We start from the raw sequence: 12,754 nt of genomic DNA on the forward strand, positions 1-12,754 counted from the left end.
GAACAAAAATGAATGAGGCTGCCTCAAAACCGAAAAAAGGCATTGGTCTGGCGGATATCTTAATCTCGGTGATCGTCCTAGCTATTATTGGTTTGATTATTATTCCATTACCGAGTGCATTATTAGATATTTTGATCATTATCAATTTGACGATCGCGATCAACATTTTACTGATCACCCTGTTTACCAAATCAGTGTTGGAATTCACTACGTTTCCAACCTTGTTGCTGATCACAACGATGTTTCGTTTAGGTTTGAACCTATCTTCCACTCGTTTGATCTTGACCCAAGGAAATGGCGGACACGTGATCGATGCCTTCGCCAATGTCGTTGCCGGCAGCAATTACATCGTGGGGATCATTTTGTTCGTGATCATCATGGTGGTTCAGCTAGTCGTCGTGACCAATGGTGCAGGGCGTGTCTCAGAAGTGACTGCTCGCTTCACATTAGATGCGATGCCCGGCAAGCAAATGGCGATCGATTCCGACCTAAATGCCGGTTTGATCACGGAAGCGGATGCCCGCAAACGACGAAAAGATCTGCAGCGAGAAGCTGATTTCTTTGGTTCGATGGATGGTGCCAGCAAGTTTGTCAAAGGGGATGCGATCGCAGGGATCTTGATCACTGTCATCAATTTAGTCGGCGGGGCGATCATTTTCTCCATGGGGGGACAAATGACCGTCATGGAAGCCTTCGCCCAATTCGGGAAACTGGCGATCGGGGATGGCTTGGTCAGCTCGATTCCCTCGTTATTGATTTCGATTGCTTCTGGGGTGATCGTGACTCGTTCTGATAACGATAGTTCCTTTGGTTTAGATATTGCGGCAGATGTGATGCGTAATCCCCAACTGTTTCGGATCGTGGGGGCGATTCTCTTCGTCTTAGCCTTAGTTCCTGGGTTTCCTTTTGTGCCTTTTGTGTTGATTGGCTTAGGCCTTTTCGCAGCCAGCTTTCTGGTTACGCAAAAAGAAGAAAAGCAGCGAGTGGAACAAAAACAATGGGAACAAAAATTGGCACTGGAACGCAAAAAAGAAGCACAGGAAGAAGACGATTCCGTGGCTTCCTTCCAAGTGGAACCAATCTCAGTGGAAATCGGGTATGGTCTGATCCCTATCGTGGATAGTTCGATCGACAACAGTTTGATGAACCGCATCGTGGCGATCCGTAAACAGAGTGCTAGAGAATTAGGGATCTTAGTCAGTCCCGTTCGTATTCGCGACAATCTCTATTTGGATGCCAACGATTACGTGATCAAGATCCGCGGCAACGAAGTCGGCCGCGGCGATATTTACCCGAATAAAGTCATGGTGATCAGTCCGAATGAAGAGCCGTTTCCTTTTCAAGGAATCGCAACAAAAGAACCAGCCTTTCATCTGGATGCTATGTGGATCGATGAATCCGATAAGGAGATGGCGGATCTGCAAGGGTTTACGATTATCGAGCCGTTGACCGTGATCGCAACACACTTAAAAGAAATCATCTATGCCCATGCACCAGAGCTGTTAGGTCGCCAAGAAGTCAAGAAATTATTGGAGGGCATCAAAGAGCAGTACAATGTTGTGATCGATGAATTGATCCCTGATATTTTGCGGCTCGGCGAGGTCCAAAAAGTTTTACAAAATTTATTGGATGAACAAATTCCCATCAATGACTTAGCAACGATCTTAGAAACCTTAGCCGATTACGGCGTTGTCACGAAAGATGTAGAAGTTTTGACAGAATATGTCCGCCAAGCATTGAAACGGACGATCGCTGCCAAGTATGCCAATGAAAACCACGAGCTGCAAGTGGCGGTGATCCAGCCGAAACTAGAAGAAATCATCGCTCAAAGTATCCAAAAAACCGCAACTGGCTCGTACCCGGTCTTAAAACCAGATACCGTGACCAAGCTGTTGGATTCCATCAGTGGGATCCAACATGCGGCGATCGCTCAAAATATCAATTTCGTGATTCTGGCATCGCCTAAGATCCGGTTAGCATTCAAAAAAATGATCGTTTTTAATTTTCCAGATATCGCCGTTCTTTCTCTAAATGAGATTCCCAATGAAATTGCGATCGAAACGGTGGGCAGTATTGACATTTAAGCAGAATTTTCTTAGGAAGGGGCATCGCCGATGTATGAAGTCGATCGAGAAGCGGAGATCATCAAGTATCTGCCGCTAGTGGAACGGGTGGTTCAGCGCCTGTCTATCAAAACCGCCGATTATGAATCAGGCGATCTCTATAATATTGGGGTGATTGGGCTGATGGATGCCTTGCGGAAATTCGATCCCTCAAAAAAAGTTCCTTTTGAAAGCTATGCAGCGATTCGCATCAAAGGGGCAATTATTGATGAAGTACGCAAGCACGCCAAAATCTCCCGATACAAAATGGCGGCAGTCAATCAGTTTTATCAAGCACGGCAAGAGTTGGAGCAAAGCCTCAAAAGAGAAGCGACCGACACCGAGATCTGCAAACAGCTGGGAATCAACCAAAGTCAACTAGCGGATATTTATGAGAGTCTGCACTACTTAGCCAGCGTCTCTTTGGAAGATACCTTGTTTGCTTACCAAGAAGAAGGCATGACCTTAAAAGATATGGTTCGGGATCCAGCCGAAAATGTCGAAGAGACCTTGGTCGCTGAAGAAAAACGCACCGCATTGGTGGCGTGCATCAAAAAATTAGGGGAACGGGAACAATTGATTTTAAGTTTGTACTATACCGAAGAACTGACGTTAAAAGAAATCGCTGAAATCTTAGAAGTCTCGATTCCGCGAGTTTCACAAATTCATGGCAAAACGATTGCCAAATTGCGCACATTGATTGAGGAGGAACTGGCATGATTCGAGGATTGGATGTCTTATCACGGAACATTTCATTATTACAAAAGCGACAAGAGACGACGAGCGGCAATATTGCCAATGTCAATACAACAGGGTATCAAGCAAAAACTTTGTTCCAGTCGGCGCTAGATGAAGTCGCATTGCATAATTACCAAAGCGGGCCCAATGCGGATACCCGCCGTGATATCGGTGGATTGTCTTTAGGGACCCAATTGGCAGGCAGTACCATCAGTCAAGACCAAGGTGCTATCAAACAGACGGGACAAGCCAGCGATTTTGCACTGCTTTCCGAAGGCTACTTTGTCGTTCAAAACAATGCGGGGCAGCGGTTGTATACGAGAAATGGCGACTTTACCGTCAATCAGCAGAATCAATACGTGACACAAGAAGGCTATCTTGTCTTGGGTGCCAATGGACAAGCAGTCAGCGCCTTGGGACCAGCGAACTTTCAGATCCAAACATTCCCCCCAGAAGCATTGACTACAGCTGGTCAAAACTATGTGACTAGCAACGCAGCAGGAACCACGGTGAATGCACCCGTGATCCAGCAAGGTGCCTTAGAACAAGCCAATGTAGCGGTTGCCGATGAAATGGTGGCGATGATCCAGACTTCTCGCGAATTTGAAGCCAATCAGAAAGCCTTGAGTTCAACGAATCAGACATTGCAAAAAGCGGTCAACGAATTAGGAAAGATTTGAGGATGAGTCAATGAATATCAGTGGATTATTAGGAATCAGCCGTTCTGGGTTGAATCATTTGCAGACAAACTTAGACACGACAGCCAACAACATCGCCAACGTCAATACCAATGGCTACCAAGCACAAACGACCCATTTTCAAGCATTGATGGAAAATGCCATCGGTGCAGAAGAAACGCTATTTAATGGCAACGCCGCCCAATATGGTGCGTCAATGGGGGCAAAAGCGACTACGACTACCAGTTTTGCCCAAGGCAATCTGGCGGGCACCACTCAGCCATTAGATCTCGCGATCCAAGGCAATGGCTTTTTCGGGGTCCGGGACCAAACTGGTCAATTGCTGCTGAGTCGAGCAGGCAATTTTCATTTAAGTGAGAACAAGCAATTAGTCAATAGTGAAGGGTACCCTGTGGCAATGACCACAAACGTACCGACCCCTCAGTGGCCAGATGCGCAGCAAATCGCAATAGATGCCAGCGGTCAGCTGACGACGGAAGAAAATGGTCAGACTCGCGTGTTGGGACAGCTGACCCTTTATCAGCCGACGAATACAGGAAACATCACGCCAGTAGGCAACCAACTGTATCGTGCCGGTGATCAAGCGTTGCTTACTTCGCAAACCAATCCGGCAGCCTTTGGCAGCGTCTTGCAAGGACAGTTAGAACAGTCGACGGTGGATCTAGCGACTTCCATGACAGACTTGTTAACGACCCAGCGTGCGTATGGATTGAACACGAAAGCCATGCAGACATCCGATGAGATGTGGTCCGTGATCAATCGTTTTACAGATTAGAGGAGAAAGAACATGATTCGCTTAACCAAGGTCAGTAAAAAATTCAGCAATGGCACGTTGGCATTGGCCGATATTTCTGTTGCGATCCCTCAAGGAGAATTTATCTATGTGGTGGGTCCCAGCGGTGCGGGCAAATCGACCTTATTCAAATTGCTCTTGAAAGAAGAAGAGCTTTCGGCTGGTTCTATCCAAGTCGGCAATGTCTTGTTGGAACAACTCAAAGACCGTCATCTCTATATGGTTCGACGACAAGTCGGTATCGTCGGACAAGAAGATCTTTTGCTTCCTTATCTGACGGTTGCCAAAAACGTCGATTATGCGCTGCAAGTACTAGGCATTCCCCGCAAGCTGCGTCAGGAAAAAACCGCCAAAGCGCTGCAACTGGTGGGCATGTTTCCTCAAAAGGATCACTATCCTGAAGAGCTTTCCGTGGGACAGCGCAAAAAAGTAGCGATTGCGCGGGCGATCGTCACAGAGCCAGCAGTCTTGATCGCCGATGAGCCCACCGCCAATCTGGATGCGAAATCAGCCGTTGAAGTCATGAAACTGCTCTTGCGGATCAATCAAGTCGGTGCCACGATCCTCTTGGCGACTCACGACAGCACGATGGTCAATACGGTCCGTAATCGGGTGGTCGAGCTGCAAAACGGTCGCTTGGTTCGTGATGAATATCAAGGCGGCTATACGCGCTTTGCTGATCCAAAAGATACATATGTCTGGTGAAGATGCTTAACTTTTCTAGCAAAAGATCCGATTAAAGAACTAGAAGATTGTTTTCATAATCGGATAAAGAAGGAGTGACCCAACGATTATCAAGTGAAGAGCGAATCTTGATAAACAGCACGACTGATCATTTTGCATAGGAAAGGATACTGTTATGAAGAAGAAGGTACAAGCTATCATCAAAAAAATCCGCTTGGCGGCGTTGATTCCGCTAGGATTTACCCTGATCGTATTATTAGGATGCTATTTCTTCGTGATCCGCACCCACGGAGACGGACAAGCAGCAAAAAGTTTTTTTATTTTTTCAGTAATCGTACTGCTGCTAGAAATCGCAGTGTTAGTAGGAATGACCTATTTGGTAAAAAAAGAGACCCACTCGGGCATGGATACGTTATTGACAGAACTAGAAGCAGTCGGTTCTGGCGATCTGTCGCATATCGATGAGATCGGCAGCAGCGACCAGACTTCTCTTTTTGGGCAAGTTCAAAATCGTTTTCAAGGGGTTTTAAACACCTTCAAAGCGGTGATCGTTGGCATGCACGAAGAAAGCAGCCGAATGGAAAAAATGGTAGGCGGCCTAACGACAACCTCAAAAAATGCCAAAAATTCAATTGAAAATGTGCGTCAGACGATGAATGCCATCGCAGATGCCACTAGTTCACAAGCCTCCGAAGCGGAACAAACCTCCTTTGATATGGACGAGCTAGCCTTAAGTATCGAAGAGATCCACAAAGAGATCGAATTGATGAACGGCTATGTCGGTCAATCCCAAAGCAGCAATGTCCACAATTCAGAAATGATGTTCCATGTGTTTGAAAGCTGGGAGATCGAACGGCAAAACCAAGCAGAATTAGTAGAAAGCATGAACGACATGAACGAAGATGTCCAAAGCATCGGTAAGATCGTTCAGCTGATCAATGACATTTCTGATCAGACCAACTTACTGGCATTGAATGCATCCATTGAAGCAGCTCGAGCTGGAGAAGCGGGCCGAGGGTTTGCTATCGTTGCGGAAGAAGTCCGCAGCTTGGCGGAACAAAGCAGTCAATCAACGAAAAGCATTCGTTCGATCATTGAAACGATCCGCAAAAAATCGGAAAAAGTGGTCTCTGCAGTGACGGATTCCTTTGAAAGCGGCGAAAAACAAACCAACAATATCAACAAAGCGATCGAGTCAGCCAATGAGATCTCTGATATTGTCGAAAAATTGGTTTCAAGTATTCAAGCCGTGGAAGCCCATATTACCGGGATCGTTGAGAAAAAAGACATGGTTCAAGTTTCCGTCAGCAACATTTCGGCTGCTGTTTCGGAAACCTCTGCCGGCACCCAAGAAGTAACGGCAAACTTAGAAGACTTCTACTTAGTCATCGAAGACTTTGAACGGAATGTGCAAGAGATCGAAACGATCGCCACTATCCTTAAATTCCAAGTGGATAGTTTCAAATTCTAAAAAGGAGCAGTGACGCCAATGGAACAATACGTTGTATTTAAAAGTCATCAACAACTCTTTGCCTTGCGTATCGACTATGTGGTACGGGTCATTGAGGCTGCTTCTTTTACCCAGCTGCCGGAAGTGGCGGATTTCGTGCTGGGGATCCAGCCTTTTGAAGAGGCAATGGTTCCGATCATTGACATCCGCAAAAAGCTGTTTGATGAATTTACACCGGAAACTGGGCAAAATGTGGTCTTGTTGTGTCACTGGCAAGAGCAGGCGATCGGCCTTTACGTGGAAGAGATCGTCGGCATTTTACCGCTAGTTGAAAGTCCTAGCAATGCGGAACTAAATACATCAGGACTCAAGCAAAACTATATCGAAGCCTTTCTGAAAAAAGACGATGAACTTGTGCTGGCATTGGAGCTGCCGTTTCTCTTCAGCTATGAACAAGCCGCTGAGATGACGGCGGAGTTAGACGCCTATCAGACAGAGGAATTGGCAGCCGTCAATGACCATGACAATGATGACCGTGAATGAGGAACTGCATGTGGGGATCTCGGAGTATAAGATCGCCCAAGCGCCGACGCGTTTGATCACGGTGGGTTTAGGTTCTTGCATCGGCACGATCATTTACGATGAAGCCAGTCATATCGGCGGCTTGAGTCATATTATGCTGCCAGATAGTCAGCCTTTTTTGCACAAGCGGGAAATCAAGCCCGAGAAGTTTGCGGACTTGGCATTGCCAGCGATGGTGGCTGAGCTGGAACAAAAGATCCGTCGGCCTCGCTTTCAAGCGAAAATCGTTGGCGGCGCCAATATGTTTCAGTTCCAGACGCTTAACGCTGCCAGCAATATTGGTCAGCGCAATATTGAAGCCGTCGAGGAAGTCTTGGCTCGGCTAAACATTCCGATCGTAGCCAAACATGTTGGCGGCAGCGCTGGTCGAACGATGATCGTGGATCTTCAGGATTTCAAGACCATGGTTCGGCAAGTCAAACAAGAAATCGTTTATTTGTAAAAGGAGTACAGGGACATGAAAAAAGTAATGATCGTCGATGATTCGGCATTCATGCGGAAAGTAGTGACAGATTTATTGAATCAGCTGCCTGATATCGAGGTGACCGTCGCTGCCCGCAATGGCAAACAAGCATTGGACTATCTGACCAAAGAAGCGATCGATTTGGTAGTAATGGATGTGGAGATGCCAGTGATGAACGGATTAGAGACCTTGCGGAGGATGAAACAGCAATCAGCCATTCCCGTCATCATGCTTAGTTCATTAACCAATCAAGAAACCACGATTGAGGCTTTGGCGCTTGGCGCCCGAGATTTTGTGGAAAAACCCGTCAGTCTATCGATGATCGAAAAAGAATGGATCGCTGAATTTCATCAAAAGATTTTGGCGATGGATCATGAAGTCGGTACGGTTCACCCGCCAGTACCAACGATTGCCCAGCCCACTAAGCTGACACAAAACAGCTTGCCGGTATCACTTGATGCGCTAGTCATTGGTGCTTCAACAGGCGGACCCCGTGCTTTGCTGGGAATTATTCGCCGTCTGCCTGCACGTTTGCGTTGCCCGATTTTGATCGTTCAGCATATGCCAGCGGGCTTCACGGCTTCCTTTGCAAAACGCTTAGACACAGAGACAACCGTCCGAGTACAAGAAGCAGTCGACGGCATGCGGATCGAAAATCAAGTGTATCTTTGTCCAGGGGATTACCACATGACGGTCCAACAAGGGCACCTGCAGCTGGACCAGCGAGAAAAACGGCATGGGACGCGGCCAACCGTCGATTATCTTTTTTCCTCAGCAGCTGACTACTATGGCCCGCAACTAGCGGCAGTGGTTTTGACGGGGATGGGAAAAGACGGCACCGCTGGCTTACGACAGATCCAAGCGGCTGGGGGCTATACGATCGTTCAAGACAAAGAAACGTGTACAGTCTTTGGGATGCCGCGGTATGCCATTGAACAAGGAGTCGTAGATGAAGTCCTGCCATTGCAGGGCATTGAAGCAAAAATTGCACAGATGGTCAGGTGAAGAAGATGGAAGAAGAATTTGCCTTATTTAATGCGTGGGTGGATCGCCGATTAGGGATTCCCTTAGCCGCATACAAAGAAAATCAAATGCAGCGCCGCATCCTTACGATCATGGAAAACAGCGGGGCAAAAACGTTGAGGGAATACCAGCAATTGATCGAAGGCGATGACGGGGTGCGGGCGGCTTTTTTAGCCCATATCACCATTAACGTAACGGAATTTTATCGCAACAAAGAACTGTTTGACGCCTTTGAACGCGTCTTGAAAACCATTGTTCTCCCGAAAACCACGCTGCCCAAAATTTGGAGTGCCGCATGTTCGATTGGGGCAGAACCCTATACGATCGCGATGCTGCTAGAAAAAAACCAAATTGCCGCAGCCAATGTCTTGGCTACCGATATCGATACGCAAATTTTGGCAAAAGCCAAGCAAGGACTCTATCGAGACCACGAATTGCGGAATGTCTCAGCGGCAGAACGTACCCGTTTTTTTGATGCAAAAGAAAAGAACCAGTATCAGATCAAACCGGAAATCAAACGGCGGGTTCATTTTAAGCAACACGATCTTTTGAAAGACCCGTACAATGGGCCTTTTGATGTGATCGTTTGCCGCAATGTGACGATTTATTTCAAAAGTGATGCTCGGGATGCCGTCTATCAAAAATTCAGCGATGCATTGGTCCCAGGGGGCATTTTGTTTACGGGAGCGACAGAAACGATCAATTTTGCGGAACAATTCGGCCTCAAGAAAATCGATTCGTTTATCTATCAAAAAGTATAATTTTGTAAAGGAGGGACCCATTTGGATGACAATAGTGTCTATCGTACCCTTTTCTTTGAAGAAACAGACGATCATTTAGCACAGTTGAATGATCATGTCTTGCAATTGGAAAACGATCCAAAAGATAGCGCCTTGCTGAATGATATTTTCCGTTCTGCCCATACCCTTAAAGGGATGGCGGCAACGATGGGCTATGACGTCATGACGCAGCTGACCCATAAAATGGAAAATATTTTTGAGTTATTTAAAACTGGGACCTTGCAAGTGACCCAGCAATCGATCTCATTGATTTTCAAATGTCTGGATCGCCTGTCAGAACTTGTGGAGGACTTGCGGGAAGAACGCGACCTGCAGCCAGCTCAAATTGCCGATTTATTGGCCGAACTTGATCAAACGGAACATTCTGGCGGTATATCAACCGAGACAGAAGCAAGCCAAAACCCCACCGCAGTGGGCGCGTTAACCCCACAGCTTCAACAGATCGATCCTTCTGATCTGTATGTGATCGAGCAAGCGGCTGGAGATGGCTATCAAGCGGTCCAAATTGCTGTTCGCTTAGATGCCCAATCCATGTTAAAAGGTGCTCGTGCCTTCTTGATCATGGAAAAGCTTGGCCAAGCAGGGGATGTTCTCTATACAGAACCAGATGCCCAAACACTTGAAGAAGGCACCTTTGAATCAGATTTTTCACTGCTGTATTTGACGCAGCAAACACTGGCTGATGTCGAGCAAAACATCGCCAGCAACAGTGAGATCGAAGCCTTCGTGGTGGCACCGTTTGATCCTTCAGCTGCTGTGTTGGAGGAGGCAGAAGAGCTGCTTCAACCAGTGCCGACCCCAGAGTCAGAGACTTCTGCTCTTCAGCAAGCGACAACAGAAGCGAAAGAAAAATCGCCGGCGCCCGCGCATCATGCGTCCGCCCAAAATCAATCGATCCGAGTCGACTTGAATCGCTTAGATTCATTCTTGGATCTCGTGTCCGAATTGGTGGTCTATCGCAATCAATTGGAAGATGTCAGTGAGCGGGAAAACATCGAAGCAGTCAAAGACCCCTTAGAGCAAGTTTCGCGATTGACCTCTGAGCTGCAAGATTTGGTCTTGCGGATCCGCATGCAGCAAGTCAATGTCGTCTTTAGTCGCTTTCCACGAATGGTTCGGGACTTATCCAATGAACTGCAAAAGGAAATGGAACTTGTCATTTTTGGGGAAGAAACGGAATTGGATAAAACAGTGGTTTCTGAATTGAGCGAACCTCTGGTCCATCTGTTACGTAATTCTGTCGATCACGGCATCGAAGCACCCGATGTTCGGGAAAAACTGGGCAAACCGCGCAAGGGCACGATTCGCTTGGCGGCCTATCAAGAAGGCAATCGCGTGATCATTACTTTAGAGGATGATGGCAAAGGCCTTGATCCGCAAGTAATCAAAGCAAGTGCTGAAAAGAAAGGCTTAGCAACGGAAGGTCTTTCCGATGAAGCGTTGCAGCAGCTGATTTTCCATCCTGGTTTTTCAACGGCACAAGAAGTGACTAACATTTCTGGGCGCGGTGTCGGGATGGATGCCGTGCAATCCAAGATCACCCAACTAGGGGGCACGATCGAAATGAAGAGCCAGCCAAATAAAGGCACGCAGTTTGTGATCAAACTGCCATTGACTCTGTCGATCATTCAAGCGTTGATGGTTCGCGTCGGAGCAGAAACCTTTGCGATCCCACTAAATCTCGTCGAACGCGTGGTGATGGTCAAAGAAGAAGAGATCATCCAGACGGTCTCGGATGAGGTCTATCGTTTTCAAGAGGAGTTGATTCCGTTGGTTCGGACCGATCAACTCTTAGCGATCGAAGGCGATCCATCTGAGAAAAAATTCGCCATCATCGTCAACAATGACCAGCAATTTCACGGCATTTTGGCAGATGAGCTGATCGGCCAGCAAGAAATCGTCATCAAGAAAATTGATCCGCTGCTGCAAAAGCTGAATCGCTATCAAGGGGCAACGATTATGGGCAACGGCTCGATCGCACTGATCCTAGACATTCATGCCATCTGTCAGGAAAAAAAGGATGACCGCTTATGATTTATACAGCGCTGCAGATCGATGGCCTAAAAGAACTGATCAATATCGGCGGTGGTCACGCTGCGACTAGTTTATCAAAGCTCGTCCAACAACCAATCGATATGCGGGTACCGGAAGTCGAGATTCTAGCTTATGAGGACCTGTATCAGCAGATCATGGCGGAAGACAAAGAAGTTCATGTGGTGATGAGCCAGATCGAAGGGGCATTTCGAGGGATCTTCTTGTTTGTCTTAACGGATGAATCCGCCGCAAAATTGCGTCAGTTGATGATCCAAGAAAGCGATCCGTCTGAAGAATTGAAGCAATCGGTCATCAACGAGTTGACCAACATCCTTACCAATTCTTTTTTGATCGCGATCGGGCAACTGTTGGAAACCCAGCTGAGTGCGTCTTTACCAAGCGCCAGCTATGATTTCTTTGGCGCAGCGATCAGCTCCATCTATTTGGCGATGGCCCAGTATGATGAGCAGGTGATGGTGATCCGTAATGAGTTCGTCTACGCCAAAGAAACATTAGACGCATCGTTATTTTTGATTCCAGAAATCGGTGTACTAGAAAACATATTTGATTCATTAGGAATTTGAAAGGGGCAAATACAATGTCAAAAAAAGTATTGATTGTGGATGATGCGGTATTTATGCGCATGAAATTAAAGGATATTTTAGAAAAAAACGGCTATGAAGTCGTGGGGGAAGCCCAAAATGGCCAAGAGGCTTTTGAAAAATACCAAGCAACGACACCAGACTTAGTGACTATGGATATCACGATGCCAGAAGTGGACGGCTTAGAGGCATTAAAAATGATCCGCACGTTTGATGCGCAGGCCAAAGTCGTAATGTGCAGTGCCATGGGACAACAAGGAATGGTGATGGATGCGATTCGCGCCGGTGCGGTGGACTTTATCGTGAAGCCCTTTGACACGGACCGCGTAATCACTGCCATCGACAAAGCCTTTGCCTAATGCCTAGGAGGATAGCGACATGCAGATGATTCTTTTCAAAATGGCCCAGCAGTACTATTTGATCTCGGCGGACTCGGTGGACGAGGTCATTGATGCCCCTTCCTTTACGAAGGTGCCCTTAGCACCAGAGTGGGTGGAAGGGTTGATCAATCTGCGGGGGTCTGTCGTAACGGTGATTCGTTTGGCAAAATTGATTCCCATCATGGAACCAGCCTACGAAAAAAACATATTGATCATGAAGAAGCAAGAGGAGACCAAAGGGGTCCTCGTAGAAGAAGTAATTGAAGTACTTGATATCACTGAAGACGATATCCAACTGGGCAATCAAGAGACAGAACATGCCGTTGGGGTCGTGACGATCGGTGAAAAAGTAGCCAGTGTGATTCAAATCGATCACATGATTTTTTAAAAAAATGGGGGATTAGT

General features: G+C 46.9%; 14 protein-coding genes. All 14 read left to right on the plus strand.

Annotated features, from left to right (window positions below; genetic code table 11):
* Nucleotides 1-8: 8 nt before the first annotated feature.
* The 14 genes from flhA (at nucleotide 9) to IGJ44_RS00660 (ending at nucleotide 12,737) form a co-directional block, all read left to right on the plus strand.
* Entirely contained in the window at nucleotides 9-2,084 is a 2,076-nt protein-coding gene (flhA, locus tag IGJ44_RS00595; RefSeq protein ID WP_005232779.1) for a flagellar biosynthesis protein FlhA, read from the plus strand.
* A 30-nt stretch (nucleotides 2,085-2,114) separates the two neighbouring features.
* The gene (locus IGJ44_RS00600) at nucleotides 2,115-2,822 is read left to right on the plus strand and encodes a sigma-70 family RNA polymerase sigma factor (protein WP_005226623.1); all 708 of its coding nucleotides are present in this window, start codon (nucleotides 2,115-2,117) and stop codon (nucleotides 2,820-2,822) included.
* Nucleotides 2,819-3,520, plus strand: coding sequence for a flagellar hook-basal body protein (locus IGJ44_RS00605; protein ID WP_074535609.1), 702 nt, complete (start codon nucleotides 2,819-2,821; stop codon nucleotides 3,518-3,520). The genes IGJ44_RS00600 and IGJ44_RS00605 overlap by 4 nt, the downstream gene beginning before the upstream one ends.
* Nucleotides 3,521-3,530: 10 nt before the next feature.
* Complete coding sequence (locus tag IGJ44_RS00610) at nucleotides 3,531-4,313, plus strand: flagellar hook-basal body protein (RefSeq protein ID WP_074535610.1); 783 nt, start codon at nucleotides 3,531-3,533, stop codon at nucleotides 4,311-4,313.
* 12 nt (nucleotides 4,314-4,325) lie between these two features.
* Nucleotides 4,326-5,036 (plus strand): cell division ATP-binding protein FtsE, encoded by a 711-nt coding sequence (locus IGJ44_RS00615; protein WP_074535611.1) that lies wholly within the window; start codon nucleotides 4,326-4,328, stop codon nucleotides 5,034-5,036.
* A gap of 154 nt (nucleotides 5,037-5,190) precedes the next feature.
* Nucleotides 5,191-6,486, plus strand: a complete 1,296-nt coding sequence (locus IGJ44_RS00620) for a methyl-accepting chemotaxis protein (RefSeq protein WP_005226627.1) — start codon at nucleotides 5,191-5,193, stop codon at nucleotides 6,484-6,486.
* Between the two features lie 18 nt (nucleotides 6,487-6,504).
* A complete protein-coding gene (locus IGJ44_RS00625; protein ID WP_074535612.1) occupies nucleotides 6,505-7,008 on the plus strand; it encodes a chemotaxis protein CheW in 504 nt (167 codons plus the stop codon).
* Nucleotides 6,980-7,489, plus strand: a complete 510-nt coding sequence (locus IGJ44_RS00630) for a chemotaxis protein CheD (RefSeq protein ID WP_005226629.1) — start codon at nucleotides 6,980-6,982, stop codon at nucleotides 7,487-7,489. Before IGJ44_RS00625 ends, IGJ44_RS00630 begins: the two co-directional genes overlap by 29 nt.
* A 15-nt stretch (nucleotides 7,490-7,504) precedes the next feature.
* On the plus strand, nucleotides 7,505-8,515 hold the full coding sequence (locus tag IGJ44_RS00635; protein WP_016609024.1) for a protein-glutamate methylesterase/protein-glutamine glutaminase: 1,011 nt from the start codon (nucleotides 7,505-7,507) through the stop codon (nucleotides 8,513-8,515).
* 5 nt (nucleotides 8,516-8,520) lie between these two features.
* On the plus strand, nucleotides 8,521-9,294 hold the full coding sequence (locus tag IGJ44_RS00640; protein WP_074535613.1) for a CheR family methyltransferase: 774 nt from the start codon (nucleotides 8,521-8,523) through the stop codon (nucleotides 9,292-9,294).
* 21 nt (nucleotides 9,295-9,315) lie between these two features.
* Nucleotides 9,316-11,367 carry a chemotaxis protein CheA gene (locus IGJ44_RS00645; RefSeq protein ID WP_074535614.1) on the plus strand — a complete coding sequence of 684 codons (2,052 nt, stop codon included), beginning with the start codon at nucleotides 9,316-9,318 and terminating at the stop codon, nucleotides 11,365-11,367.
* Nucleotides 11,364-11,951 (plus strand): chemotaxis protein CheC, encoded by a 588-nt coding sequence (locus tag IGJ44_RS00650; RefSeq protein WP_074535615.1) that lies wholly within the window; start codon nucleotides 11,364-11,366, stop codon nucleotides 11,949-11,951. Before IGJ44_RS00645 ends, IGJ44_RS00650 begins: the two co-directional genes overlap by 4 nt.
* A gap of 14 nt (nucleotides 11,952-11,965) precedes the next feature.
* Complete coding sequence (locus tag IGJ44_RS00655; RefSeq protein ID WP_003129084.1) at nucleotides 11,966-12,328, plus strand: response regulator; 363 nt, start codon at nucleotides 11,966-11,968, stop codon at nucleotides 12,326-12,328.
* 19 nt (nucleotides 12,329-12,347) lie between these two features.
* A complete protein-coding gene (locus IGJ44_RS00660) occupies nucleotides 12,348-12,737 on the plus strand; it encodes a chemotaxis protein CheW (RefSeq protein WP_005232757.1) in 390 nt (129 codons plus the stop codon).
* Nucleotides 12,738-12,754: the final 17 nt, after the last annotated feature.

The organism is Enterococcus sp. DIV1368d (assembly GCF_050542975.1).
GTDB lineage: Bacteria > Bacillota > Bacilli > Lactobacillales > Enterococcaceae > Enterococcus_D > Enterococcus_D casseliflavus.

Coding starts and splice junctions, on each gene's coding strand:
- flhA (WP_005232779.1), top strand. CDS start 9: ATGAATGAGGCTGCCTCAAAACCGAAAAAAGGCATTGGTCTGGCGGAT.
- IGJ44_RS00600 (WP_005226623.1), top strand. CDS start 2,115: ATGTATGAAGTCGATCGAGAAGCGGAGATCATCAAGTATCTGCCGCTA.
- IGJ44_RS00605 (WP_074535609.1), top strand. CDS start 2,819: ATGATTCGAGGATTGGATGTCTTATCACGGAACATTTCATTATTACAA.
- IGJ44_RS00610 (WP_074535610.1), top strand. CDS start 3,531: ATGAATATCAGTGGATTATTAGGAATCAGCCGTTCTGGGTTGAATCAT.
- IGJ44_RS00615 (WP_074535611.1), top strand. CDS start 4,326: ATGATTCGCTTAACCAAGGTCAGTAAAAAATTCAGCAATGGCACGTTG.
- IGJ44_RS00620 (WP_005226627.1), top strand. CDS start 5,191: ATGAAGAAGAAGGTACAAGCTATCATCAAAAAAATCCGCTTGGCGGCG.
- IGJ44_RS00625 (WP_074535612.1), top strand. CDS start 6,505: ATGGAACAATACGTTGTATTTAAAAGTCATCAACAACTCTTTGCCTTG.
- IGJ44_RS00630 (WP_005226629.1), top strand. CDS start 6,980: ATGACCATGACAATGATGACCGTGAATGAGGAACTGCATGTGGGGATC.
- IGJ44_RS00635 (WP_016609024.1), top strand. CDS start 7,505: ATGAAAAAAGTAATGATCGTCGATGATTCGGCATTCATGCGGAAAGTA.
- IGJ44_RS00640 (WP_074535613.1), top strand. CDS start 8,521: ATGGAAGAAGAATTTGCCTTATTTAATGCGTGGGTGGATCGCCGATTA.
- IGJ44_RS00650 (WP_074535615.1), top strand. CDS start 11,364: ATGATTTATACAGCGCTGCAGATCGATGGCCTAAAAGAACTGATCAAT.
- IGJ44_RS00655 (WP_003129084.1), top strand. CDS start 11,966: ATGTCAAAAAAAGTATTGATTGTGGATGATGCGGTATTTATGCGCATG.
- IGJ44_RS00660 (WP_005232757.1), top strand. CDS start 12,348: ATGCAGATGATTCTTTTCAAAATGGCCCAGCAGTACTATTTGATCTCG.